This is a genomic window from Streptomyces sp. ISL-100 (assembly GCF_018614615.1).
In the GTDB taxonomy this organism is placed as follows: Bacteria; Actinomycetota; Actinomycetes; order Streptomycetales; family Streptomycetaceae; genus Streptomyces.
Map to the genome: position 1 here is coordinate 176575 of NZ_JAGGOK010000041.1, position 24908 is coordinate 201482.

Below are 24908 nucleotides of genomic sequence, written 5' to 3' on the forward strand. Positions count from 1 at the left end.
CCTTTCCCGTACCGTCGGATCATGCCGATCCGCGCTGTGGTCTGGGACATTGACGACACGATCTTCGACTACGCGAGCGCCGATACCGCCGGCATGCGTGATCACCTCGCGGCCGAGGGCCTGCTCAGCGGATACGAGTCCGTCGACCGGGCCCTGGACCACTGGCGCGAGACGACCGCTCTCCACTGGGCGCGCTTCGCCGCGGGGGAAGTCACCTTCGAGGCGCAGCGGCGCGACCGGGTGCGGTCCTTTCTCGGTACGCCGCTGCTGAGCGACGACGCGGCGGACGAGTGGTTCACGCGGTACGTCGCCCACTACGAGGCCGCCTGGAAGCTGTTCCCCGACACCGTGCCGGCGCTGGACGTCCTGGCGGATGACTACCGCCACGCCGTGCTGTCGAATTCCAGCGTCCACAATCAGGACCGCAAGCTGCGGGTCCTCGGCGTGCGGAGCCGTTTCGAGGCGCTGCTGTGCGCCGCCGAGCTGGGCTTCTCCAAGCCCGCCGCCGAGGCATTCCACGCCGCCTGCGACGCGCTCGCCCTGCCCCCGCACGAGGTCGCGTACGTCGGTGACCAGCCCGACATCGACGCCCGGGGCGCCGACGAAGCCGGCCTGGCCGGGATCTGGCTCGACCGTTGCGGCCTCGGCGGCCGTCCGGAGCTCGTCCGGATCACCGGGCTTGAGCAGCTACCTGGGCTGTTGCGGGGCGATACCCGTTTTGGAGCGCCGTCCACCTTCGGGTAATGTTCTTTCTGCGCCGCCCGAGAGGGCCGAAAGGTCCGGCCGGGAAGCGCAAACCAAACAAGCCCCCATCAGGGGGTTGTGTTTTGGTGGGCTATGGTGTAATTGGCAGCACGAGGGTTTCTGGTTCCCTTAGTCTAGGTTCGAGTCCTGGTAGCCCAGCTCGCAGAGCTTTTTCTGCACAGGCCCCCGTTGTGTAGCGGCCTAGCACGCCGCCCTCTCAAGGCGGTAGCGCCGGTTCGAATCCGGTCGGGGGTACAGATCCTTTCTTTCCATCGCCTTCGGGTCGCTCCCGGATGCGCTGACGCAAGGATCGCTAGGGCCCCCGTTGTGTAGCGGCCTAGCACGCCGCCCTCTCAAGGCGGTAGCGCCGGTTCGAATCCGGTCGGGGGTACAGGTTGGGACCGATTGGTCTAAACCATTTTGGGCTATGGTGTAATTGGCAGCACGAGGGTTTCTGGTTCCCTTAGTCTAGGTTCGAGTCCTGGTAGCCCAGCTCGCAGAGCTCATATCTGCAAGGCCCCCGTTGTGTAGCGGCCTAGCACGCCGCCCTCTCAAGGCGGTAGCGCCGGTTCGAATCCGGTCGGGGGTACGTACGAAGAAGAAGGCCTTCCGCACTGCGCGGGGGGCCTTCTTGTATGGCCAAAGCACTACGCTGGGCCGCGTATCGAAGCCTTCGCATCCGTCCGCCTGAGGAGCGCCGAAGTTGGAACCCCTCGTACACACCGCGGAGTTACGCGTCGTCCGCACCTGCCGGCCGGACGGACTCCGTGTCGAAGGTGTCGTGGACGTACACGGGCACCAGCACCTGCGCACCGCCCTTGAGGCGGTCGAGCAGACAGACGGAGACGTCCAACTCGACCTGTCCGGGCTGGAGTTCCTCGACCTCGGCGGGCTGCGGCTGCTGATGGCTTTCGCCCGATCGCGCGCCGCGGGAAGCCAGGTGGAGCTGGTGGGTCTCGCTCCGCATCTGCGTGAAGTGATCTCACTGGTCGGCTGGGACGAGACCCCCGGCCTGCGGCTGGGAGCCAACCATGTCAACTGACAGCGGCCTGAACGGTGCGGGCTTCGTTCATCACGCCTCCCTGTACGACGGCGACGAGGCATTCCTCGCGATGGCTCTGCCCTTCGCCGAGGAGGGCCTGGACGCGGGGGAGCCGGTGCTCGCCGCGACCACGCCCGCCAATTCGAACTGCTCCGTGGCGCCCTGGGCGCGCGGGCCCACGGCCTCGACACGGCGGAGACGGCCTACTTCGGCCGCAGACCGGTGGAGCGCGTCTCGTCGTTCCTGCGGTACGTGAAACGCCGCGAGGTACCGGGGCGGCGGACGCGGATCATCGCCGAGCCGCTGTGGGCCGGCAAATCCGCCCGCCAGATCGCGGAGTGGAAGTGCATGGAGTCCGGGCTGAACGTGCTGCTCGCGGACCGTGACGTCTGGATGATCTGTCCGTACGACACCAGGACGGTCCCCGAGGACGTCGCGGCGGCCGCCCGCGCCACCCACCCCGCTCATGTGGTCGGGGCGAAGATCCTGCCCTGTGCGGCGTACGTCGATCCGGACGCGTACGCCGCGGTGGCCGACGCCCCGCTGCCGCCGCCGCCGCTGGGAGCCGACCGGTTGGACGGGCCGGCCACACCTGCTGCCGTACGCGCCTTCGTGCGGGGCAGCGCGGCTCGGGCAGGCCTTTCGGGGGCGCGTCTCGCGATGGCCGAGATCGTCGCCAACGAGGGCGCTGACCTGCCTGCTCGACCGCGGCGCTACGGGGGCGGAGGTGTGCGCGTGGGAAGAGCCCGGCATCGTCGCCTGGGACCTGTTCGCCACCGGGCCGGCTACCGCGGCTCCGGCGGCCTGGGCGGGGTTCGCACCGCCCGGTGAGCGGGCCGACCCGTTCGACGGGCTGTGGCTGATGCGCAGCCTCTGCGAATCGGTGGAGATCCGGATGGTGGACGGCAGGATGCGGCTCCGTCTGCGGTACGGGGGGAAGGGCAACGCGGAGCGCCTCTGAAGGGGCCCTGCGGGGCTTTCCCCGACCCGCCCCTTCCCGAAGGGCGCTGCCCCAGACCCCGCTCCTCAAACGCCGGAGGGGCTGGATGATGCCGTGAGCGGCAAATCCAGCCCGTCCGGCGTTTGAGGACACGCCCGAAGGGCGTCCCGGGGGTCTGGGGGCTCGCCCCCAGTTCGGGAAGGGGCGGGTCGGGGAACAGCGCCGCAGGCACCCGCACCGTCCATGCACCCGCACCCGCACCCGCACCCGCACGCGAGCAGCGGCTCGCTCAGCCGCCCGAGCGGCGCAACGCCTCCGACAGGCGCGCCGCAGAGTCGATGACCGCCTGCGCGTGCATCCGCCCGGGGTGACGCGTCAGCCGCTCGATCGGTCCGGATACCGAGACCGCCGCGACCACCCGATTCGACGGCCCCCGCACCGGCGCCGACACCGACGCCACCCCCGGCTCCCGCTCGCCGATCGACTGCGCCCAGCCCCGCCGCCGTACACCGGACAGCGCCGTCGCCGTGAAGCGGGCGCCCTGGAGGCCCCGGTGCAGCCGCTCCGGCTCCTCCCAGGCCATCAGGATCTGCGCGGACGAGCCCGCCTTCATGGTGAGCGTGGAGCCCACCGGGACGGTGTCCCGCAGTCCGGACAGCCGCTCGGCCGCCGCGACGCAGATACGCATGTCGCCCTGCCGGCGGTAGAGCTGCGCGCTCTCGCCGGTGACGTCACGCAGGTGCGTGAGTACGGGGCCGGCCGTGGCCAGCAGCCGGTCCTCGCCCGCCGCAGCGGAAAGTTCCGACAGTCGGGGGCCGAGGATGAACCGGCCCTGCATGTCCCTCGCCACCATCCGGTGGTGTTCCAGTGCCACGGCAAGGCGATGTGCCGTGGGTCGTGCAAGCCCTGTCGCCGCGACCAGCCCGGCGAGGGTGGCCGGACCGGACTCCAGTGCGCTCAGTACCAGAGCTGCCTTGTCGAGAACGCCGACGCCGCTAGAGTTGTCCATGCGTCGATACTCGCGTCTCACTCTGTGAAACGCAAGTTCAATTTTTCCGGGAACTTGCGAATCTGTAGGGGAGGCCGCACAACGGCTCAGCAGCCACCGCCCCGACGGGGGGTCCAGGGCGAGGGCGATCCGATCTCTAGATGGGCCGGTGAAGACGCCGGTCGAAGGGAAAGCGATGGGTAGGACACTTGCGGAGAAGGTCTGGGACGACCATGTCGTCAGGCGCGCCGAGGGCGAGCCGGATCTCCTCTTCATCGATCTGCACCTGCTGCACGAGGTGACCAGCCCGCAGGCCTTCGACGGCCTCCGCAAGAGCGGCCGCCAGGTACGGCGGCTCGACCTCACCATCGCCACCGAGGATCACAACACCCCGACCATCGACATCGACAAGCCGATCGCGGACCCGGTCTCCCGCGTCCAGCTGGAGACGCTGCGCAAGAACTGCGCCGACTTCGGCGTGCGGCTGCACCCGCTCGGCGACGTCGAGCAGGGCGTCGTCCACGTCGTGGGACCGCAGCTGGGCCTGACCCAGCCCGGCACCACCGTGGTGTGCGGCGACAGCCACACCTCCACGCACGGCGCGTTCGGCGCGCTGGCGTTCGGCATCGGCACCAGCCAGGTCGAGCACGTCCTGGCCACGCAGACCCTGCCGATGGCGCCCCCGAAGACCATGGCGATCACGGTCGAGGGCGAACTGCCCGCCGACGTAACCGCCAAGGACCTGATCCTGGCGATCATCGCGAAGATCGGCACCGGCGGCGGTCAGGGTTACGTACTCGAATACCGCGGTTCCGCCATCGAGAAGCTCTCGATGGAGGCCCGGATGACCATCTGCAACATGTCGATCGAGGCCGGTGCGCGCGCGGGCATGATCGCCCCCGACAAGACCACCTTCGACTACCTCCAGGGCCGTGCACACGCCCCGAAGGGCGAGGACTGGGACGCCGCAGTCGCCTACTGGCAGACGCTGCGCACCGACGACGACGCCGTTTTCGACGCCGAGGTCGTCATCGACGCCGCCGATCTGGCGCCGTTCGTCACCTGGGGCACCAACCCGGGCCAGGGCGCGCCGCTGTCGGCGAACGTCCCCGACCCTGCTTCGTACGAGGACGCTTCGGAGCGCTTCGCCGCCGAAAAGGCCCTGGAGTACATGGGGTTGACCGCCGGGCAGCCGCTGCGCGAGATCAAGGTCGACACCGTCTTCGTAGGTTCGTGCACCAACGGCCGCATCGAGGACCTGCGTGCCGCCGCCGCGCTCATGGACGGCCGCAAAGTCGCCGACGGCGTACGGATGCTGATCGTTCCGGGGTCTGTGCGAGTCGCGCTGCAGGCCATCGAAGAGGGCCTGGACAAGGTGTTCACCGCCGCCGGGGCCGAATGGCGGCACGCGGGCTGCTCGATGTGTCTGGGCATGAACCCGGACCAGCTGGCGCCCGGTGAGCGCTCCGCGTCCACCTCCAACCGCAACTTCGAGGGCAGGCAGGGCAAGGGCGGCCGTACCCACCTGGTGTCGCCGCAGGTTGCCGCCGCGACGGCGGTGCTGGGCCACCTGGCCGCGCCCGCCGACCTGTCCGACGTTCCGACGCTCGTGGAGGCCTGAGCATCATGGCCATGGAAGCTTTCACCGCACACACCGGCCGGGCCGTTCCGCTGCGTCGCAGCAACGTCGACACCGACCAGATCATCCCCGCGCACTGGCTGAAGAAGGTCACCCGCGACGGCTTCGAGGACGGGCTGTTCGAGGCCTGGCGCAAGGACCCGCAGTTCGTGCTCAACCGCCCCGAGCGGGAGGGTGCCACGGTTCTGGTGGCGGGTCCGGACTTCGGTACCGGCTCCTCCCGTGAGCATGCCGTGTGGGCGCTGCAGAATTACGGCTTCAAGGCCGTCATCTCGTCGCGGTTCGCCGACATCTTCCGCGGCAACTCGCTCAAGAACGGCCTGCTGACCGTCGTGCTCGACCAGAAGGTCGTGGACGCGCTCTGGGACCTGGTCGACGCGGACCCCACCGCCGAGATCACCGTGGACCTCGAGGACCGTCAAGTCCGTGCCGAAGGCATTACGGCTGATTTTGAACTTGACGAGAACGCCCGCTGGCGGCTGCTGAATGGTCTGGACGACATCAGCATCACCCTCCAGAACGAGCCGTCCATCGCTGCTTACGAGGCCGGCCGACCGTCGTTCAAGCCCAGTACGACGCAGGTCTGACGCCCTCGCATCACTCCGTTGCCCCCTGCCGCTCGCGGTGGGGGGCAACGGCATGTTTGGGCCCCAACTCCCGTGGTAGGCGAGGGACATGGGGGCAACGCGGCAAGGGTCTGGGAGGGCTTTTGGACACCCGGATTCCATTAGTTGCCCCCGCCGGAGGCGACAACTCGCCCCAGATGGCACAATCGGTGCATGGAACGCGACAGCCAACTCAAGCTCTATGAGGCAGTCGCGGACCGGTTGAAAGAAGCACACACAAGAGTGCGCACACTGCAAGTCCCGGAGGGCGTACGGATGGCGCTGACCCGGAAGCTGCTGGTCATAACGGCCGCGGCGAAACACGATCTCGCCGATGCGGCAAGGCGCCTGGACAGGTTGATGAAGGACCTCGATGAGGGTCGATTCCCTGAAGGTGACTGAGGCCTGTGGAAGTCCTCAAGGTCTACTTCGTTGCGGCACTAGGGTGATTAGCCCGTTTCGTGTTTGATTTGCGGTATATATCTGCCTAACGTGCGAAAAAGCTTGAACACATTCGTTCTGGCAATGTCTCCGAAGGGGAAGACGTGAACAAGGCGCAGCTCGTAGAAGCGATTGCAGACAAGGTCGGCGGCCGTCAGCAGGCCGCGGACGCGGTCGACGCGGTACTCGACGCGATCGTCCGTGCAACGGTCGCCGGCGACCGCGTGTCGGTCACCGGCTTCGGATCGTTCGAGAAGGTTGAGCGTCCGGCCCGTTACGCCCGCAACCCGCAGACGGGCGAGCGGGTACGGGTCAAGAAGACCTCGGTTCCGCGCTTCCGCGCCGGTCAGGGCTTCAAGGACCTGGTCAGCGGCTCGAAGAAGCTCCCCAAGGGTGGCGAGGTAGCCGTCAAGAAGGCGCCCAAGGGCAGCCTTTCCGGCCCGCCCCCCACCATTGCCAAGGCCGCGGCCAAGAAGGCCGCCACCAAGCGGGCCGCCGCCAAGAAGACGACCCCGGCGAAGAAGGCGGCCCCCGCCAAGAAGGCCACCACGGCGAAGAAGGCGACCCCGGCCAAGAAGGCCACGGGCGCCGCGAAGAAGACCACGGCCGCCGGGAAGAAGGCGGCCCCCGCCAAGCAGGCAGCGGCCAAGAAGGCCACGCCTGCGAAGGCCACTGCCAAGAAGACCGCACCGGCCAAGAAGGCCACCGCGAAGAAGGCGCCCGCCAAGAAGACCACCGCGCGCAAGACCACCGCCAAGAAGACCGCTGCCGGGAAGTAGCAGGGGCAGCAAGGACTCACGCGCCGGGCCGGGCTCCCTCCGGGGAGCCCGGCCCGCGGTGTGTTCCGGTCCGCAAGCGGGCCCCCGGGCAGAGGGCGCCGCTCAGAAGGTCTGCAGCGTCACCAGAGTGATGCGCAGGTCCGCGCCCTCGCCGTCCCCCTCGATACGCACCCGCTGGCCGGGACGCAGCAGCCGCAGGCCGCCCGCGTCGAAGGCCCGGGCGTCGAAGTCCACCGGGGTGCCGTCGTCGAGCAGCACACTGCCGCTGCGGGTCTCGGAGTCGTACGTGTACGCGGTCGCCTGCATAACCGCAGCGTATCTGGCGGTGACCGCCGCGCTCAGCCGGGCCGTGCGCGGGCCCACGCCGAGCGCCACCGCCGCCCGCAGATCGTCGCCCGTGTCCACGTCCTGGCGTACGGAATCAACTCCGTCGAGCGGTATTTCCCGGGCCCCCGCGGCCGAATGCCGGGCACGCGAAGGACCGCCGAAGAACGGCGCCAATTCCACCCCCGGCGCCGCCGAAAGAAGCGTCGTACCGATTCCGGCGGCATCAGCCAGAAATGCACGTGGAAATGCGGCGGCGTAATCGAGCACCTGCTGCAATTCCGCCGGCCGCAGTGCGGGAAGATCCGCATTCAGCGACGCGACTGCGGCCCCGGGCCGCCGCGCCCGCACCGTGCGCGCCCCGTGCGCCAAAGCGGCGTTGAGACCCGCGGCAGGGGTGTCCGGCGCGATACGCGCCCCGAGGGCGGCCAGCGCGGCGGCCGCGGGGCCGTCGTCCGTGACGACCACCACATCCCGTACGGCGGGGCAGGCCAGGACCGCGGCCACGGTGTCCTCGGCGAAGGCGAGAGCGAGCCCCCGGCGCAGTGCGTCCCCCGCCGAGGGGGCGAGCCTGCTCTTGGCCAGCAACAGGGGCTTCAGGGGGACGACCAGGGACCAGGGAGCGGTCCGGAGCGTGTTCAGTGGCGAGCCCTCCGTCCAGTGCGCGTCGGGCCCTATTGTGGCCTGTTCGTACGGCCGGCAGGGGATCCGGGCCCTGCCCCGGGGCGTACGGTGTTCTCGACAGACAGGGGACCTGGGGCGACACTTGTGCGCCTGACCAGGCGCGTACGTACAAGCAGCCAGGTCCTAGAGGAAGGTGTCCGAGTGTCCCGCCGCAGAATCGGCTTCTGGTACCGCCTGGCGGCGGTCATCGCCAAACCCCCGCTGGTGGTTCTGTTCAAGCGGGACTGGCGCGGAATGGAGAACATTCCGGCCGAGGGCGGATTCATCACGGCGGTCAATCACAACTCGTACCTGGACCCGCTCTCCTATGGGCACTTCCAGTACAACACGGGACGTGTTCCCCGGCTGCTGGCCAAGGCGGCGCTCTTCAAAACCCCGTTTGTCGGGATGATGCTGCGCGGTACGGGCCAGATTCCCGTCTACCGCGAGACCACCAACGCACTCGACGCTTTCCGAGCGGCGGTCGACGCCATCGAGCGCGGCGAATGCGTCGCCTTCTACCCCGAAGGCACGCTCACCCGTGACCCCGACATGTGGCCGATGGCGGGAAAGACCGGAGCGGCGCGCGTGGCCCTCATGACGAAGGCCCCCGTTATTCCGGTTGCCCAGTGGGGCGCCAACTTGGCGATGCCGCCGTACGCCAAGGAGAACAAGCTTCAGCTCTTCCCGCGCAAGACCCTCTCGGTGCAGGCGGGTCCGCCGGTGGACCTCGACCGGTTCTACGACAAGGAACCGACGCCCGAGGTGCTGCGCGAGGCGACCGAGGCGATCATGAGCGCCATCACGGAGCAGCTCGCCGAGCTGCGCGGCGAGCCCGCGCCCGTCGAGCCGTACGACCACCGCAGGGCGCGCGCGCAGCAGCGCCGCAAAGCGGAGCAGCGCAGCAAAGCCGAGGGAGAGAGCGCAAAGTGACACGCCAGCCGGTCAAGGCGGCCGTATTCGGAACAGGCTCCTGGGGCACTGCCTTCGGCATGGTGCTGGCCGACGCGGGCTGCGAGGTGACCCTGTGGGGCCGCCGCGCCGAAGTCGCCGACGCCATCAACAACGGCCGTACGAACCCCGACTATTTCCCGGGCGTCGAACTGCCCGCATCGTTGCGCGCCACCACCGACCCCGCCGAGGCCGCCCAGGGTGCCGACTTCACGGTCCTCGCCATCCCCTCGCAGACGCTGCGCGGCAACCTCGCCGCGTGGGCACCGCTGCTGCCCGCCGACACCGTCCTCGTCTCCCTCATGAAGGGAGTCGAACTCGGCACCGCCAAGCGGATGAGTGAGGTCATCGAGGAGGTCGCCAAGGCGCCCGCCGAGCGGGTCGCCGTGGTCACAGGTCCCAACCTCGCCAAGGAGATCGCCGCCCGGATGCCCGCCGCCGCGGTCGTCGCCTGCAGCGACGAGTCGGTGGCCACCCGGCTCCAGTCCGTCTGCCACACCCCGTACTTCCGCCCGTACACCAACACCGACGTCGTCGGCTGCGAACTCGGCGGCGCCGTCAAGAACGTCATCGGCCTCGCCGTCGGCATCGCGGACGGTATGGGCCTCGGTGACAACGCCAAGGGCTCGCTCATCACCCGCGGCCTCGCCGAAACGACCCGCCTGGGACTGGCGATGGGCGCCGACCCGCTCACCTTCTCCGGTCTCGCCGGCCTCGGCGACCTGGTCGCCACCTGCTCGTCGCCGCTCTCGCGCAACCACACCTTCGGCACCAACCTCGGCCGCGGCATGACGCTCGAAGAGACCATCGCGGTCACCAAGCAGACCGCCGAGGGCGTCAAATCCTGTGAGTCGGTGGCCGATCTGGCCCGCCGGCACGGCGTCGACATGCCGATCACCGACACGGTCGTCGACATCGTTCACAACGGGAAGCCGCCGATCGTGGCGCTCAAGGAGCTGATGTCACGCAGCGCCAAGCCCGAGCGCCGCTGACGCAGTCCCTACTACCAGGTACCCTCAACGCGATATGAGCAGCGAGAACCTCCCCCAGAGCCCCGCACAGGAGCCCCGCAAGCCGCGGGTGGCCGTCGTATTCGGCGGTCGCAGCTCCGAGCACGCCATCTCGGTCGTCACGGCCGGCGCCGTACTGCGGTCCATCGACCGTGAGAAGTACGACGTACTGCCGATCGGCATCACGACGGACGGCCGCTGGGCGCTGACCGCCGACGAGCCTGACCGGATGGCCATCGCCGACCGGATCCTGCCGAGCGTCGAGAACCTCGCCGAATCGACCGAGGGCGGCGTGGTGCTGTCGGTCGACCCGGGCAACCGTGAAGTGCTCTACAGCGAGCCTGGCTCGGTGCCCAAGGCGCTGGGCGAGGTCGACGTGGTCTTTCCCATGCTGCACGGCCCGTACGGCGAGGACGGCACCCTCCAGGGCCTCCTGGAGCTCTCCGGTGTCCCGTACGTCGGCTCCGGTGTGCTCGCGTCGGCCGTCGGCCAGGACAAGGAGTACATGAAGCGGGTGTTCATCTCCTTCGGGCTGCCGGTCGGCCCGTACGAGGTCATCCGCCCCCGGGAGTGGGAAAACGACCCTTCCGCCGCCCGGAAGAAGATCGTCGACTTCGCCGGCGAGCACGGCTGGCCGCTCTTCGTGAAGCCGGCCCGCGGCGGCTCCTCGATGGGCATCACCAAGGTCAGTGACCTCTCCGGCCTCGACGCGGCGATCGAGGAGGCGCAGCGCCACGACCCCAAGATCCTCGTCGAGTCGCTGCTGCGCGGCCGCGAGATCGAGTGCGGTGTGCTGGAGTTCGAGGACGGGCCGCGCGCGAGCGTGCCCGCCGAGATCCCGCCCGTCACGTCCCACGACTTCTACGACTTCGAGGCGAAGTACATCGACTCGGCGGCCGGCCTGGTGCCCGCCCCGCTCACCGAGGAGCAGACCGCCGAGGTGCGGCGGCTCGCGGTCGAGGCATTCGACGCCGCGTCCTGCGAGGGCCTGGTGCGCGCGGACTTCTTCCTGCTCGACAGCGGCGAGTTCGTGATCAACGAGATCAACACGATGCCCGGCTTCACTCCGATCTCCATGTACCCGCGCATGTGGCAGGAGACCGGGGTGTCCTACCCGGAGCTCGTCGACCGGCTGATCCAGGCCGCGCTGCGCCGCCCGACGGGCCTGCGCTAGAGGCTCAGGGCCAGCGGCCTCAGGGCTAGAGGCTCTTGGGCACTGCCTTCTTCACCGGCCCCGCGAAGGCCGCCAACGGCGTGACGTCGTGGGCGTACTTCGCGGGGAGCGTGACTTCGACGTACGCCTCGCGGTAAGTCGTGGTGAAGCGCGGGCTGCCGTCCTCCTGGCGCTCCAGCATCCAGTTGACGCCGTCCGCCTCCACCGCCTGCGCCGCCGGATCGCTCATCTTCTCCGGCCGGGGGACACCGCAGCGCAGTACGATCGCCGGATCTCCCCATACGGCGGTGAGGTCCGACTCCGGGTCGGCGGTGCGCCGCTGCTGCCCCTCGACGGCCGCCGGCAGCTCACGGTGCAGCGCCCGGCACACCTCGGCCTCTTCCGAGGACGGGGTGGGAACCGGGATCGCCACGGCGTCGTCCGTGAGGGAGCAGCCGGCGGCGGCGGCAGCGAGCAGCAGGGCGACGCATGCCATCGACGAATGCGACAGAAGCCGGCGGGAAGTGGAAGTCACCGGCCAAGAGTAGACGGGGGCTAGATGTGCACGACCGGGCAGGTCAGAGTGCGGGTGATGCCGTCCACTTGCTGGACCTTGGCGACCACCAGCCGGCCGAGATCATCGACCGTGTCGGCCTGCGCGCGCACGATCACGTCATAGGGTCCGGTCACGTCCTCGGCCTGGATCACTCCCGGAATCTTGCCGATGGTCTCGGCGACGGACGACGCCTTGCCCACCTCGGTCTGGATGAGGATGTACGCCTGTACCACGGAACCTCCAGGGCGGCCACGAGGATCATGTGGGGAGATAAAGAGACGCCACCGTATCGCGTCGTCGTGGGCAGCGGGGAGACTTGCGCGGCCGTCGGCGTACGGAGCGTGGCGTACGGAGACCAGAAGTTGACGTATGTGTTGACGGTACCTACAGCAGTGATGGCTCGCGACCGCAAGCGCACTGGGGCAGAAGGGGCACATCCATGAAGGGCACTGTGGGCGAACTGGGGGAGTTCGGGCTCATCAGAGAGCTCACCTCCCGGCTCACCTCCACCCCGGCGGTACGGCTGGGGCCCGGCGACGACGCCGCCGTCGTGGCCGCACCCGACCGGCGGGTCGTGGCGAGTACGGACATCCTGCTCGAGGGGCGTCACTTCCGGCGTGACTGGTCGACGGCGTACGACGTGGGCCGCAAGGCCGCGGCCCAGAATCTGGCCGATATCGCCGCCATGGGAGCGGTGCCGACCGCGCTGCTCCTCGGCCTCGTCGTCCCCGCCGAACTCCCGGTCAGCTGGCCGACCGAGCTGATGGACGGCATCAGGGACGAGTGCCAGGTCGCGGGGGCGGCCGTCGTCGGCGGTGATGTCGTACGCGGCGAGACCATCACCGTGGCGATCACCGCGCTCGGCGACCTGCGCAACCACGAACCGGTGACGCGGTCCGGGGCCAGGCCCGGCGATGTCGTCGCCGTCACCGGCTGGCTGGGCTGGTCCGCGGCGGGCCTCGCCGTCCTCTCGCGCGGATTCCGCTCGCCGCGCGCCTTCGTCGAGGCGCACCGGCGCCCCGAGCCGCCGTACCACGCGGGCCCCGCGGCCGCCGGGCTCGGCGCCACCGCCATGACCGACGTCAGTGACGGGCTCGTCGCCGACCTCGGGCACATCGCGGAGGCCAGCAAGGTCCGTATCGACCTGCGGTCGGGGCTCATCGACATTCCGACGCAGATGTCGGACATCGGGCAGGCGGTCGGCGTGGACCCGCTCCAGTGGGTGCTGACCGGGGGAGAGGACCACGCGATCGTGGCGACGTTCCCGCCGGACACGAAGCTGCCGGCCCGCTGGAAGATCATCGGCGAGGTCCTCAACCCGTCGGCGCTGCCGCAGGTGACGGTCGACGGGGCGCCGTGGACGAAGAAGGGCGGCTGGGACCACTTCGGGGACATCGAGACCGCCCCCTAGTCCCGCAGGTTGTGGCCCGGGCGTACTAGATTCGCCCGTATGCGAATACTTCCCTGCGTCCTCACCGTCGCCGGATCCGACTCCGGCGGCGGTGCGGGTATCCAGGCCGACCTCAAGACGATGCTGGCCCTCGGCGTGCACGGCATGAGCGTGCTCACCGCCGTGACGGCGCAGAACTCGCTGGGTGTGCAAGGTGCCTGGGACCTGCCGGTGGAGGCCGTACGGGCCCAGTACCGCAGCGTCGTCGACGACATCGGCGTACAGGCGGTGAAGACCGGGATGCTGTCCAGCGCCGAACTCGTCGAGGCGGTGGCCGAGCTGCTGGCCGGCACCGAGGCCCCGGTGGTCGTCGACCCGGTGGGCGTGTCGAAGCACGGCGACCCGCTGCTCGCCACGTCCGCCCTCGAATCCGTACGGACGAAGCTGCTGCCCACGGCGACGGTCGCCACCCCGAACCTTGACGAGGTGGCCCAGCTCACCGGCGTACGCGTGGAGTCCGAGGCCGATCTGCGGCGGGCCGCCGACGCGCTCCTGGAATTCGGGCCGCGCTGGGTGCTCGTCAAGGGCGGACACCTGCCGGGCGACGCGGTGGACCTGCTGACGGACGGCACCGAGGAGCACTGGCTGCGTGCCCCCCGGCACGACAACCGGCACACGCACGGGACGGGCTGCACGCTGGCTTCCGCGATCGCGTCGGGCCTGGCGAAGGGCCTCGACGTACCGCAGGCCGTGTCCGCCGCAAAGGAGTACGTGACCGAGGCGATCGCGGCAGGGTTCGCGCTGGGAGCGGGGATAGGCCCGGTGGACCACGGCTGGCGGCTCAGGAACAGTCAGGAGTAATCCTTCAGCCTGATGTTGGTCGCGGCCCTCTCCGTGAGTTTCTTGAAGAAGCCGGCGAGGAGACGCGAACTCAGCATGCGGTACGCCCGGTCGCGCTGCCGGATCTTTTTCTCGCTGGGCGGCGCGAGGAACGGGCCCGCGTTGCCCGCGATCTTCTGGCAGCCTTTCGCGAAGTCGCGGACCTCGGCCTCGTACGCCGCGAAGGCGGTGCGGTGGCCGCCGCGTGCGCGGGCGAGTTCGCCGGCGAGCACGTAGGCGCAGACGACAGCCGCACCGGTCCCCATGCCGCCCATGGTGGCGCCGTAACCCGCGTCGCCGATCAGAACCACCCGGCCCTTGGACAGCCGGTCAATGTGGATCTGCGCGATCGCGTCGAAGTACAGGCTGTCGGCGGCGTCCAGGGCGTCCAGCGCCTTGGGGGTCTCCCATCCCATGTCCGCGAACTTCGCGGCGAGGATCTTCTTCTGCCGGCCGAGGTCGTTCCGGTCGTACGCCAGCTGCTCGGAGGCGAAGACGAGGCTCGCGCCGGCCCGGTCGGGGTCGCCGTCGTAGTTTGTGATGGAGACCATGCGGCCCGGGTCGCTGTAGATCAGGGCGGTCCTGTCCAGTCCGAGGTGGTTGGGCATGTCGAAGCCGGCGACGTAGTAGCCGAGGTGGCGCAGGTACTGGGACTCGTCGCCGAAGGCGAGGCGGCGGGTGTTCGAGTGCAGTCCGTCGGCGCCGACGACGAGGTCGAAGCGGCGCGGGGCGCCGTGGTCGAAGGTGACGTCGACGCCGTGGGCATCCTCCGCCATCGTGGCGACCGAGTTCCCGAAGACGTACTCGACGGTGTCCTTGGTGCGCTCGTACAGGATGGCGGAGAGATCACCGCGGAAGATCTCCACGTCGCCGCTCATCATGGCGGAGGGAAGGTCGACTCGGGGGCTTCCGTCGACGTCGACGACGGTCTGCGTGCCCATGTGGGTCTGCCGGCGGTGGACGTCGTCCCAGATGCCGAGCTCCTGGAGGACCTTGCGGTGGACGTGACCGCGGAAGTCGACGGCGAAACCGCCGGTGCGCAGGGCCGGTGCCTTTTCCACGACGGTGACGCGGGCGCCGTACCGGGAGAGCTGGAGGGCGAGGGCAGGGCCGGCGATGCTGGCACCGGAGATCAGGACGTTGAGGTTGCGCAGCTGCGTTGTCATGGGCCGAGCGTGACGCCCACCGCTGACCGAGCCCTTACCGTCGGCTGACCGCGATGTATGCCGCCGCCGCGTGGGCGGGAAAGCCCCCCGTCCCCGGACGCCCTTAGGTCGCGTCCGCAATCGCCGGACGGGCTGGAGTTTCCTGGCGCCGGCACAATTCCGCGCCCCACCAGAGCTACCGCACACGGAGCCTTCCCCGCACATGGAAACTCCCAAGCGCGGCAACCCGCTGGCGGCGGGCGCGCGGCGACCTTCCGGGAGCGGCGGCTTCCGGTGTACGGCGACCCTCCCGAGGCGGCGGCTTTTCCCCTGCACGGCAACCTTCCCGACCGCAGCACCCACTCGGTGTGCGGCACCCACTCGGTGTGCGGCAGCTCCCTGGGTCCGGTGTGCTGCGGCCTTCCCGGGTGGCGGCTTTTGGTGTGCGGCGACCCTCCGAGCACGGAGCTTTTTTCCGTGAGCGGCGACCTTCCCGTGCGCGGCGGTCTTTCGGCGTGCGGCGGCTCCTTTCAGCCCGTCCGGCGTTTGAGGACCGGGGGCTGGGCCGGAGCCCCGGTTACGGGGAGGGGCGGGTAGGGGAAAGACTCCTCAGCCCGCCCCGGAGCTCGCGCCCGTGCGCGTACGCCTTCTCGTACGTCCCCGGCGGCAGGCCCGCGCCGGCCCGGTCGCGGACGCGCGCCACATCCGGGTCCAGAGCGAGCGCCGCCCCGCGCAGCCCCTGCGCCGCGCCGAGCAGCCCGGCGGCCTCTTCGGCGGCGGCCAGGGATGCCATCGCCTCGGCCACCTCCGCCAGGTCGAGCCGCGAACCCGGCTGCTCCAGCGCCAGCTCCCGCGCCTGCCCGAACCAGTCCGCGGCCTCGTCGACGCGGCCCTCCGCCCCGGCGGTGCGGCCGAGGCCGACAAAGATCCGCAGGGTCTCGCCCACGCTGAACCACGTCGCGGCGACAAGCGCCAGCGCCGCCTCGTAGTGCTCACGCGCCCCCGCAGTGTCACCGGCCAGCCGGGCCGCGTCGCCCAGCCCCCGCACGGCTCCCGCGGCCTTGTCCGGGACGCCGACGCTGCGGGCCAGTTCCGCCGCGCGCGTGTACAGCCCGACCGCATCGTCCGGCCGGCCCGTGTGCAGCAGGACCGCCGCCCGGCGCACCAGCAGATCGGCCGTCTCCTCCGGCGCTTCCAGCTCCTGGACGAGCGCGAGCGCCTCGTCGAGCAGCACCAGCGCCCGCCCGGCGCCGCCACGCCAGTGCGCGAACATCGCCAGCGGATCAAGGGAGTTGGCCATGCCCCAGCGGTCTCCGGCCGCCCGGAAGCCCTCCAGCGCCGCACCGAACGCGGCTTCGGACGCCGCGGGCCGCCCGGCGAGCATTTCCTGGAAGCCGTGCCCCATGTCGAGCACGGCCCCGGCCCACAGACCGTCGCCCAGCCGCCCGCGAGCCCACTCGATGTCGCTGCTGCGCGGACCGCTCACCAGGGACCACAGCACGAGCGTGAACGGCAGCCGCAGCGGCTCAGCCAGGCCGGTCATCAGCGCGTCGGCGCGCTCGATCAGCCCGTCGTCCCCAGGATCACCGCGCCCCGCGACGGCGTTGAACACGCACAGGACGTACTCCTCGACGAGCCCCTCGGGCGGCTCCGCCCCCACCGCCGCCAGCAGTTCGGCGGCGACCGGCACCAGCTCACCCTGTCGGCCGCGCAGGCGCGCGTACCAGGAGATCGCGGCCAGCAGCCGCAAGCGCAGCCGTAGCCGCAGCCGCAGCGCAGCGGCCGTATCGCCGTGGCGCGGGAGCGGCCGCAGCGCCGCGAGGAGGTTGGCATGGTCGGCGTCCAGCCGTTCCAGCCACTCGAGTTGCGCGCCGCCGCGCATGAACGGCTCGGCGGTCTCGGCCAGCTCCAGGAAGTAAGCCGCGTGCGCCGCCCGAAGCGCGCTTTCCTGCCCGGGCTCCCCGGCGAGGCGCTCCGCGCAGAACACCCGGATGGTCTCCAGCATCCGGTACCGCCCGCCCGCCACCTCCACGAACGACTTCTCGGCGAGCGAGGCCAGCACGTCCTCGGCCCCCGGAACATCACAGACCCGCTCGACCGCGTCGAGCGTCGCGCCCCCGGCGAACACGGTCAGCCGCCGGGCCAGCAGCCGTTCCTCGTCGTCGAGCAGCTCCCAGCTCCACTCCACGACCGCGCGCAGTGTCCGGTGCCGCGGCGCCTTCGTGCGGTCGCCGCCGCGCGACAACAGCCGGAAGCGGTCGTCGAGGCGGGCCGCGATCTCGTCGAGCGTGAGCGTCCGCAGCCGGGCCGCCGCCAGCTCGATCGCGAGCGGCAGCCCGTCCAGCGCGGCGCAGATGCGCTCCACGCGCGCGTGGGCGTCGTTTTCCGGGGTTTCCGCCCCGAATCCGGGGCGTACGCCAAGCGGCGGCAAGACCGCGTTGACCGCTGCCGCCCGGTCGGCGAACAGTGCGACGGCCGCCGACAGCGCGAGCGGCGGCAGCGGGCACACCACCTCACCGGTGATCCCCAGGGCCTCCCGCCCCGTCGCCAGAACGCGCACACGGGGGCACGCCCCGAGGACCAGACCGGCGAGCCGCGCCGCGCCCTCGACCACGTGCTCACAGTTGTCCAGCAGAAGCAGCAGCTCCCGCCCTTCGAGCGCGGCCAGCAACCGCTGTGCGGCATCACCTGCGGCCGTTCCCTGGAAGCCGCTTTCGCGCACCCCGAGAGCGGTCAGTACGGCGTACGGCAACTGCGCCTCATCGGAGAGCGGCGCCAGTTCGACGTAACAGACCGTCCCCGCCCACCGCCCGGCCGCCTCCACCGCCAGACGGGTCTTGCCCGCCCCGCCGGGCCCGGTCAGCGTCACCAGCCGCTCCGCGCCGAGCAGCCGGCCGATCCGCTCCAGCTCCTCGCCGCGCCCCACAAAGCTCGTCAGCTGCGACGGCACCCCGCGCGGGGCGGCGGCCCGCTCGGCGGACTGTCCCCGCAGCAGCTCCAGATGGAGTGCGGCCAGCTCGGCGGAGGGATCGGCGCCGAGCTCGTCGGCCAGCCTGCGCCGGGCCTGCTCGTACACGGCCAGCGCCTCGGCTGGGCGCCCGCCCGCGTGCAGTGCCCGCATCAGCTGCCCGTACAGCCGCTCCCTCAATGGATGTACGGCGATGAGCTCCCGCAGCTCAGGCACCAGCTCGGGGCCCCCGCCGAGCGCGAGGTTCGCGTCGACGCGGTCCTGGAGCGCGGCCAGCCGCAGCTCGTCCAGCCCGGCCGCCCGCGCCTCGGCGAACGGCACCCCCGTCAGGTCCGCGAGCGCCGCCCCGCGCCACAGCCCGAGCGCCTCCCGCAGCAGTTCGGCCGCCCGCGAAGGATCTCCCTCGGCCAGCGCCCGGTGTCCCGCGCGGGACAGCCGCTCGAAGCGGTGCGCGTCCACGTCGTCCGGGTCCGCGACGAGCCGGTAGCCGGCCGGCAGCGACTCGATGGTTACGCCGAGACGCCTGCGCAGCCGGGACACCTGGGACTGGAGCGCGTTGGCGGCCCCGGCCGGCGGCTCGTCGCCGTACAGCCCGTCGGTCAGCTGCTCCGTGCCCACGGCCCGGCCCGCCTCCAGCACCAGCAGCGTGAGGAGCGCGCGCGGGCGGGGACCGCCCGGATCGAGCGCGTCACCGTCGGCGGAACGGATGTCGAGAGGACCCAGGATGGCGAAGCGCACGCGCCGATTCTGGCAGGTCACAGGGGTTTTGACAGGCTCCGGACATGAATTCGGACATAAAAAGAACCGGTCCACCGCGAGGGTGGACCGGTTCTTAAGCAACCAGCTAGGTGGCCGCGCTTGGCATACGTCAGCGCGAGACCTTGCCGGCCTTGATGCACGAGGTGCAGACGTTGAGCCGCTTCGGCGTCCGACCGACCACTGCACGCACGCGCTGGATGTTGGGATTCCAGCGACGAGACGTACGGCGGTGCGAGTGCGAAATGTTGTTGCCGAAGCCCGGCCCCTTGCCGCAGACGTCGCAGTTGGCAGCCACGGGTCACTCCAAAGACTTCAGATGCACTTACAGTGGATCCCGGCATGCCGGGATCGAAGAATCGAGTGGCGTAGCCGGGGGAATGTCCCGATTTTCATCGGGCAACCGGAGCAGCATACATCGGCTGCTCCCGTAGAACGAAACTACCATGGCTCCCGAGGGCCCTCGCCCCGTCCCCCAGCGTCCGCCCCCGCCTCCTGTGCGGCGCATCGCGCGACTACCCTGCGGTTCAACCCGCTCTCAAGGAGGACGCCAGGTGCCGCAGACCCTCGACGCCGTCGCGGTACGCACCTGGTGCTCGCTGGCCCTGGAGGCCCTGGGCAGAGCCCGCGAGGAAATCGACGCGATCAATGTCTATCCGGTCGCGGACGGGGACACCGGTACCAACCTCTACCTGACCGTGGAATCGGCCGTTCAGGCCGTGGAAGCGGTGTTCACCGCTCACGAGACCGTTACTGGCGCCGACCCTGCGCAGGCCTCGGCACCCGCTCTCGCGGACGCTGTACGGGCGATGGCGCACGGCGCCCTCATCGGCGCCCGGGGCAACTCGGGGACCATCCTGGCGCAGCTGCTCCGCGGCATGGCGCAGGTCCTTTCCGACCGCGCCACCGACGCCGAGGGACTGCGGCGGGCGCTGCGCAGGGCGAGTGAATCGGCGTACCAGGCGGTCGCGCACCCCGTCGAGGGCACGGTCCTCACCGTCGCCACGGCGGCGGCAGACGCCGCCGAGAGCGCGGGCGGCGACGACACCACCGGCGTGGCGCGTGCGGCGTACGAAGGGGCGCGCGCCGCACTCGACGAGACCCCCCGGCAGCTGGCGGTGCTCGGCCGCGCGGGCGTCGTCGACGCGGGCGGGCGGGGCCTGGTGGCCGTGCTTGGCGCGCTGGTCGAAGCGGTCTCGGGTGAGGCCGTCGCCGTACTCAAGAGGGAAGCACCGGCGGCGCCGCTGTCCATGGCCGACGACTGCCCGGCGGACGCGGCACAGGAGGGCGGTCCCGCCTTCGAGGTGATCTACCTGCTTGAGGCGGACGACGCGGCGGTGAGCCGGCTGCGTACCCGGCTCGACGGGCTCGGTGACTCGCTTGTCGTCGTCGGGGGCGACGGCCTGTGGAACGTCCATGTGCACGTGGACGACGCGGGCGCGGCGGTGGAGGCGGGCGTCGAGGCCGGCCGGCCGTACCGGATCCGCATCACGCACTTCGCCGCCGACCGGGTCGCGCCGCCCCGGGAACGGGCCCAGCGGGCGGTCGTCGCCGTCGTACCCGGCGAGGGCCTGGCGGGGCTGTGCGCCGAGGCGGGCGCGACCACTGTGCTCGCGCGCCCGGGGGAGCCGCCCGCGAGCGGGGAGCTGGCGGAGGCGATCCGGCGCGCCCACGCGCGCGAGGTCGTCCTGCTGCCGAACGACGCCGACCTGCGGCACACCGCCGCCGCGGCGGCGGAACAGGTCCGCGCCGAAGGGGTACGGGTCGCCCTCATCCCCACCCGCGCGGCGGTCCAGGGCATCGCGGCCCTCGCCGTCCACGAACCGGACCGCCGCTTCGACGAGGACGTCGTGGCGATGACCTCGGCGGCGGGCGCCACGCGGTACGGCGAACTGACCGTCGCGGAGCGGCAGTCCTGGACGATGGCCGGCATCTGCCAGGCCGGTGACGTGCTCGGCCTGATCGACGGCGACGTGGTCGTGATCGGGTCCGACCTGACAGCGGCGGCCCGCACGGTCCTGGACCGGATGCTGGCGGCGGGCGGCGAAATGGTCACGCTGGTGCTGGGCGAGGACGCCCCGGCGGGCCTGGCGGAGTACCTGGAGGCGCATGTCCGGGAGTCCCACCTGGCGGTGGACACGGTGACGTACGACGGCGGCCGCCAGTCGTCCCCACTGCTGATCGGCGTGGAATGAGAGCGCCCGGGAACGGGGCCCGCGGTACCGCGGGCCCCGTTCCCGGGCGCTTCGGGCACACCTGTCGACCCAAGTGGTGTGGTGTGCAGTGACTCCGCCTGTGCGTGAACGCGGTGGCTTCTAACTCGCCCGCCGAGGCGGACTCATGACGGACAAGCCCTGCCCGATGCCGAAGAGCATGCCGCGAATGTAGCGCCTTGCTGACGCCTGTGCTCCCGGATTCCGGGATCGGGCGGCCGCAACTGTCAGAGCCATAGTGTCCAATGGATTCCGTGCCCGCGCTCGACGAACCACTCAAGAAGACGCTCGGCGGCACCACCGCGAAGGTGATGGCCGAGCATCTCGACCTGCACACGGTCGGTGACCTGCTGCACCACTACCCCCGGCGGTACGCCGAACGCGGTGAGCTGACCCAGCTCGCCGACCTCCCGCTCGACGAGCACGCCACTGTCGTGGCGCAGGTCGCCGACGCCCGCGTCCTGCGGTTCGCCAACGGCAAGGGCCAGCGCCTGGAGGTGACCCTCACCGACGGCAGCGGACGGCTCCAGCTGGTCTTCTTCGGCAAGTCGATCTACCACCACCAGAAGGAGCTGCTGCCGGGCCGCCGCGGCATGTTCTCCGGCAAGGTCGGCATGTTCCGCAACATCCGCCAGCTCTCCCACCCGGCGTACGAAATGCTCGGCAAGGACAGCGACGCCGACGCCGTCGAGGCCTGGGCGAACCAGCTCATCCCGCTCTACCCGGCCTGCGCCCAGATGGAGAGCTGGAAGATCGCCAAGACGGTCGACGTCGTCCTGGCCTCGATGGAGGCCACCGGCTGGCAGGAGATCGCCGACCCCCTGCCGCCCGCCTTGCGCGAGGGCCGAGGTCTCACCGACCTGCCCGACGCGTTCCGCAAGGTCCACCGGCCGCGTACGAAGGCGGACATCGCCGAGGCGCGGGACCGCCTCAAGTGGGACGAGGCGTTCGTACTCCAAGTCGCGCTCGCCCGGCGCCGGTTCGCCGACACCCAGCTCCCGGCCGTCGCCCGCCGCCCCGCCCCCGGCGGCCTGCTGGACGCCTTCGACGCCAAGCTGCCCTTCACCCTCACCGACGGTCAGCAGAAGGTCTCCAAGGAGATCTTCGACGACCTGGCCACCGAGCACCCCATGCACCGCCTCCTCCAGGGGGAAGTGGGCAGCGGGAAGACCATGGTCGCGCTGCGGGCCATGCTCGCCGTTGTCGACGCGGGCGGCCAGGCCGCGATGCTCGCGCCCACCGAGGTGCTCGCCCAGCAGCACCACCGGTCGATCACCGAGATGATGGGCGAACTGGCCGAGGGCGGCATGCTCGGCGGCGCCGAGCAGGGCACCAAGGTCGTACTGCTCACCGGTTCCATGGGCATGCCCGTCCGCCGCCGGGCCCTCCTCGACCTGGCCACGGGCGAGGCAGGCATCGTGATCGGTACGCACGCGCTAATCGAGGACAAAGTCCAGTTCCACGACCTCGGCCTCGTTGTCGTCGACGAACAGCACCGGTTCGGCGTCGAGCAGCGCGACGCCCTGCGCTCGAAGGGCAAGCAGCCCCCGCACCTGCTGGTGATGACGGCGACGCCCATCCCGCGCACGGTCGCGATGACCGTCTTCGGCGACCTGGAGACCTCGGTCCTCGACCAGCTCCCGGCCGGCCGCTCGCCCATCGCCACCCACGTCGTCCCGGCCAAGGACAAGCCGCACTTCCTCGCCCGCGCGTGGGAGCGCGTGCGCGAAGAAGTGGAGAACGGCCACCAGGCGTACGTCGTCTGCCCCCGCATCGGCGACGACGAGGACAACCCCAAGGGCGGCGCCAAGAAGAAGCAGGCCGAGGAGGATCCGGAGAAGCGGCCGCCGCTCGCCGTCCTGGAGATCGCCGAGCAGATCTCCGCCGGTCCCCTCAAGGGCCTGCGCGTCGAAGTCCTGCACGGGCGGATGCAGCCCGACGACAAGGACGACGTGATGCGCTGCTTCTCCGCGGGCGAGGTCGACGTCCTCGTCGCCACCACCGTCATCGAGGTCGGCGTGAACGTCCCCAACGCCACCGCGATGGTGATCATGGACGCCGACCGGTTCGGGGTCTCGCAGCTGCACCAGCTGCGCGGCCGGGTGGGCCGTGGCTCGGCGCCCGGGCTGTGTCTGCTGGTCAGCGAGATGCACGAGGCCAGCCCGGCCCGTGCCCGGCTGGCCGCCGTGGCCGCCACCCTGGACGGTTTCGAGCTCTCCCGCATCGACCTCGAACAGCGCCGCGAGGGCGACGTACTCGGCCAGGCGCAGTCCGGCGTCCGGTCGTCGCTGCGGATGCTCGCTGTCATCGACGACGAGGAGGTCATCGTGGCGGCCCGTGAGGAGGCCGTCGCCGTCGTCACCGCCGACCCCGAACTCGAACGGCTCCCGGAGCTGCGCACCGCCCTCGACGCCCTGCTGGACAAGGAGAGGGAGCAGTACCTCGACAAGGGCTGACAATGGGTGCAGCAGGATCCGTTCTGCTCAGTCGCTTCAGTCGCTTCGCACCTACGACCCTAGGACCCGACACCCATGACCCGCGTGATCGCCGGCACGGCCGGCGGACGCCGCCTGGCCGTCCCGCCGGGCAACGGCACCCGCCCCACCTCCGACCGTGCGCGCGAGGGCATGTTCTCCACCTGGGAGTCGCTGCTCGGCACCCTCGAGGGCATCAGGATCGCCGACCTGTACGCCGGCTCGGGCGCCGTGGGCCTGGAGGCGCTGTCGCGCGGCGCCGTGCACGCCCTGCTGGTCGAGGCCGACAGCCGGGCCGTCCGCACCGTCCGGGACAACGTCCGCACCCTGGGCCTGCCCGGCGCCGAAGTCCGGACGGGCAAAGCGGAGCAGATCGTCACAGGTCCGGCGCCCGAGACGCCGTACGACGTGGTATTCCTCGACCCTCCGTACGCCGTCACCGATGACGATCTTCGCGAGATCCTCCTCACACTCCGCACCCAGGGCTGGCTTGCGGACGATGCCGTCGCCACCGTGGAGCGCAGCACAAGAGGTGGAGTATTCAACTGGCCCAAGGGATTTGAGCCATTGCGGGCCCGTCGCTACGGCGAGGGAACGCTTTGGTACGGTCGCGCCGCCTCTACGTGCGAAGACGCACGATGACCGGACCGGAGAGCGAGGGACTACAGATGCGCCGCGCAGTCTGTCCCGGGTCATTCGACCCGATCACCAATGGACATCTCGACATCATCGCCCGCGCCTCCAAGCTGTACGACGTCGTGCACGTCGCGGTGATGATCAACCAGTCCAAGCAGGGACTGTTCACGGTCGAGGAGCGGATCGACCTGATCCGCGAGATCACCGCCGAGTTCGGCAACGTCGAGGTCGAGTCCTTCCACGGGCTCCTCGTCGACTTCTGCAAGGAGCGCGACATCCCGGCCATCGTGAAGGGCCTGCGCGCGGTGAGCGACTTCGACTACGAGCTCCAGATGGCCCAGATGAACAACGGCCTCTCGGGCGTAGAAACGCTGTTCGTCCCCACCAACCCCACCTACAGCTTCCTCTCCTCCAGCCTGGTCAAGGAGGTCGCGGCCTGGGGCGGCGACGTCTCCCACCTGGTCCCCCCGAGGGTCCTCGGCGCGCTCACCGAGCGTCTCGCCAAGAAGTGACAAGAGAAGTGACAATCTGACGGAGCGCCACCAGCTGTCGGGCGGGGGCCGACTGCCCGTACAGTCGTCCCGTCCGTCTCCAGCCGGAAGAACAGGTGGC

23 protein-coding genes, 5 tRNA genes and 1 pseudogene are annotated in these 24908 nt (G+C 70.5%); 22 read left to right on the forward strand and 7 right to left on the reverse strand.

Going from position 1 to position 24908, the window contains the following annotated elements; all coding sequences use genetic code 11:
• Positions 1-21: 21 nt before the first annotated feature.
• From J7E89_RS19035 to J7E89_RS19075, 9 genes are all read left to right on the forward strand, one after another.
• Complete coding sequence (locus J7E89_RS19035; protein ID WP_214975010.1) at positions 22-744, forward strand: HAD family hydrolase; 723 nt, start codon at positions 22-24, stop codon at positions 742-744.
• Positions 745-831: 87 nt separating this feature from the next.
• Positions 832-903: transfer RNA gene (locus J7E89_RS19040), tRNA-Gln, on the forward strand.
• Between the two features lie 23 nt (positions 904-926).
• A tRNA-Glu gene (locus J7E89_RS19045) sits at positions 927-999 on the forward strand.
• Positions 1000-1062: 63 nt separating this feature from the next.
• A tRNA-Glu gene (locus J7E89_RS19050) sits at positions 1063-1135 on the forward strand.
• A 30-nt stretch (positions 1136-1165) separates the two neighbouring features.
• Positions 1166-1237, forward strand: a tRNA-Gln gene (locus J7E89_RS19055).
• 23 nt (positions 1238-1260) lie between these two features.
• Positions 1261-1333 (forward strand) — tRNA-Glu (locus tag J7E89_RS19060).
• Positions 1334-1447: 114 nt separating this feature from the next.
• Positions 1448-1786, forward strand: a complete 339-nt coding sequence (locus J7E89_RS19065; protein WP_214975012.1) for an STAS domain-containing protein — start codon at positions 1448-1450, stop codon at positions 1784-1786.
• Entirely contained in the window at positions 1776-2042 is a 267-nt protein-coding gene (locus J7E89_RS19070; RefSeq protein ID WP_214975013.1) for an MEDS domain-containing protein, read from the forward strand. The genes J7E89_RS19065 and J7E89_RS19070 overlap by 11 nt, the downstream gene beginning before the upstream one ends.
• On the forward strand, positions 2039-2617 hold the full coding sequence (locus tag J7E89_RS19075) for an MEDS domain-containing protein (protein WP_308315526.1): 579 nt from the start codon (positions 2039-2041) through the stop codon (positions 2615-2617). Before J7E89_RS19070 ends, J7E89_RS19075 begins: the two co-directional genes overlap by 4 nt.
• A 398-nt stretch (positions 2618-3015) precedes the next feature.
• Here J7E89_RS19075 and ndgR read toward each other — a convergent pair whose 3' ends face one another.
• The gene (gene ndgR / locus J7E89_RS19080; protein ID WP_028813744.1) at positions 3016-3735 is read right to left on the reverse strand and encodes an IclR family transcriptional regulator NdgR; all 720 of its coding nucleotides are present in this window, start codon (positions 3733-3735) and stop codon (positions 3016-3018) included.
• Between the two features lie 175 nt (positions 3736-3910).
• On the opposite strand from ndgR, the gene leuC reads away from it, so the two are divergent.
• The 4 genes from leuC (at position 3911) to J7E89_RS19100 (ending at position 7178) form a co-directional block, all read left to right on the forward strand.
• Positions 3911-5335 carry a 3-isopropylmalate dehydratase large subunit gene (gene leuC / locus J7E89_RS19085; protein ID WP_214975017.1) on the forward strand — a complete coding sequence of 475 codons (1425 nt, stop codon included), beginning with the start codon at positions 3911-3913 and terminating at the stop codon, positions 5333-5335.
• An 11-nt stretch (positions 5336-5346) separates the two neighbouring features.
• The gene (gene leuD, locus J7E89_RS19090; RefSeq protein ID WP_214975137.1) at positions 5347-5940 is read left to right on the forward strand and encodes a 3-isopropylmalate dehydratase small subunit; all 594 of its coding nucleotides are present in this window, start codon (positions 5347-5349) and stop codon (positions 5938-5940) included.
• Between the two features lie 192 nt (positions 5941-6132).
• The gene (locus J7E89_RS19095; RefSeq protein WP_028813741.1) at positions 6133-6360 is read left to right on the forward strand and encodes a hypothetical protein; all 228 of its coding nucleotides are present in this window, start codon (positions 6133-6135) and stop codon (positions 6358-6360) included.
• A gap of 143 nt (positions 6361-6503) precedes the next feature.
• Positions 6504-7178, forward strand: a complete 675-nt coding sequence (locus tag J7E89_RS19100) for an HU family DNA-binding protein (protein WP_214975018.1) — start codon at positions 6504-6506, stop codon at positions 7176-7178.
• Between the two features lie 330 nt (positions 7179-7508).
• Here the strand turns inward: J7E89_RS19100 and cofC are convergent.
• A pseudogene (gene cofC, locus J7E89_RS19105) lies at positions 7509-8144 on the reverse strand (2-phospho-L-lactate guanylyltransferase); the annotation flags it as partial.
• A 183-nt stretch (positions 8145-8327) separates the two neighbouring features.
• Between cofC and J7E89_RS19110 the strand changes: the two are divergent.
• From J7E89_RS19110 to J7E89_RS19120, 3 genes are read left to right on the forward strand one after another with little or no spacing between them, the layout of a single operon-like run.
• Entirely contained in the window at positions 8328-9098 is a 771-nt protein-coding gene (locus J7E89_RS19110) for a 1-acyl-sn-glycerol-3-phosphate acyltransferase (protein ID WP_214975020.1), read from the forward strand.
• Positions 9095-10108 (forward strand): NAD(P)H-dependent glycerol-3-phosphate dehydrogenase, encoded by a 1014-nt coding sequence (locus J7E89_RS19115; RefSeq protein ID WP_214975021.1) that lies wholly within the window; start codon positions 9095-9097, stop codon positions 10106-10108. The genes J7E89_RS19110 and J7E89_RS19115 overlap by 4 nt, the downstream gene beginning before the upstream one ends.
• 34 nt (positions 10109-10142) lie before the next feature.
• Positions 10143-11300, forward strand: a complete 1158-nt coding sequence (locus J7E89_RS19120) for a D-alanine--D-alanine ligase family protein (RefSeq protein ID WP_214975023.1) — start codon at positions 10143-10145, stop codon at positions 11298-11300.
• A gap of 25 nt (positions 11301-11325) precedes the next feature.
• Here J7E89_RS19120 and J7E89_RS19125 read toward each other — a convergent pair whose 3' ends face one another.
• Together J7E89_RS19125 and J7E89_RS19130 are read right to left on the reverse strand one after the other, a co-directional pair.
• On the reverse strand, positions 11326-11814 hold the full coding sequence (locus J7E89_RS19125; RefSeq protein WP_374196833.1) for a DUF3515 domain-containing protein: 489 nt from the start codon (positions 11812-11814) through the stop codon (positions 11326-11328).
• 20 nt (positions 11815-11834) lie between these two features.
• Positions 11835-12068: an Lrp/AsnC family transcriptional regulator gene (locus J7E89_RS19130; RefSeq protein ID WP_069926747.1), complete on the reverse strand. Its 234-nt coding sequence runs from the start codon at positions 12066-12068 to the stop codon at positions 11835-11837.
• Between the two features lie 206 nt (positions 12069-12274).
• Here J7E89_RS19130 and J7E89_RS19135 point away from each other — a divergent pair, with 206 nt between their 5' ends.
• Both J7E89_RS19135 and thiD read left to right on the forward strand, forming a co-directional pair.
• Positions 12275-13246: a thiamine-phosphate kinase gene (locus J7E89_RS19135; RefSeq protein ID WP_214975025.1), complete on the forward strand. Its 972-nt coding sequence runs from the start codon at positions 12275-12277 to the stop codon at positions 13244-13246.
• 39 nt (positions 13247-13285) lie between these two features.
• Positions 13286-14086 carry a bifunctional hydroxymethylpyrimidine kinase/phosphomethylpyrimidine kinase gene (thiD, locus tag J7E89_RS19140; RefSeq protein ID WP_214975028.1) on the forward strand — a complete coding sequence of 267 codons (801 nt, stop codon included), beginning with the start codon at positions 13286-13288 and terminating at the stop codon, positions 14084-14086.
• Here the strand turns inward: thiD and J7E89_RS19145 are convergent.
• From J7E89_RS19145 to rpmB, 3 genes are all read right to left on the reverse strand, one after another.
• Positions 14077-15270: an FAD-dependent monooxygenase gene (locus J7E89_RS19145; protein WP_214975031.1), complete on the reverse strand. Its 1194-nt coding sequence runs from the start codon at positions 15268-15270 to the stop codon at positions 14077-14079. The genes thiD and J7E89_RS19145 overlap by 10 nt on opposite strands.
• Positions 15271-15826: 556 nt before the next feature.
• Positions 15827-18955, reverse strand: a complete 3129-nt coding sequence (locus J7E89_RS19150) for a BTAD domain-containing putative transcriptional regulator (protein WP_214975034.1) — start codon at positions 18953-18955, stop codon at positions 15827-15829.
• A gap of 130 nt (positions 18956-19085) precedes the next feature.
• A complete protein-coding gene (gene rpmB, locus J7E89_RS19155; RefSeq protein WP_003957616.1) occupies positions 19086-19271 on the reverse strand; it encodes a 50S ribosomal protein L28 in 186 nt (61 codons plus the stop codon).
• Between the two features lie 148 nt (positions 19272-19419).
• On the opposite strand from rpmB, the gene J7E89_RS19160 reads away from it, so the two are divergent.
• From J7E89_RS19160 to coaD, 4 genes are all read left to right on the forward strand, one after another.
• Positions 19420-21168, forward strand: a complete 1749-nt coding sequence (locus tag J7E89_RS19160) for a DAK2 domain-containing protein (protein WP_214975037.1) — start codon at positions 19420-19422, stop codon at positions 21166-21168.
• Between the two features lie 263 nt (positions 21169-21431).
• Positions 21432-23642 carry an ATP-dependent DNA helicase RecG gene (recG, locus tag J7E89_RS19165; protein ID WP_214975041.1) on the forward strand — a complete coding sequence of 737 codons (2211 nt, stop codon included), beginning with the start codon at positions 21432-21434 and terminating at the stop codon, positions 23640-23642.
• 75 nt (positions 23643-23717) lie between these two features.
• A complete protein-coding gene (rsmD, locus tag J7E89_RS19170; RefSeq protein WP_214975044.1) occupies positions 23718-24302 on the forward strand; it encodes a 16S rRNA (guanine(966)-N(2))-methyltransferase RsmD in 585 nt (194 codons plus the stop codon).
• A 26-nt stretch (positions 24303-24328) separates the two neighbouring features.
• Positions 24329-24808 carry a pantetheine-phosphate adenylyltransferase gene (gene coaD / locus J7E89_RS19175; protein ID WP_206281711.1) on the forward strand — a complete coding sequence of 160 codons (480 nt, stop codon included), beginning with the start codon at positions 24329-24331 and terminating at the stop codon, positions 24806-24808.
• Positions 24809-24908: the final 100 nt, after the last annotated feature.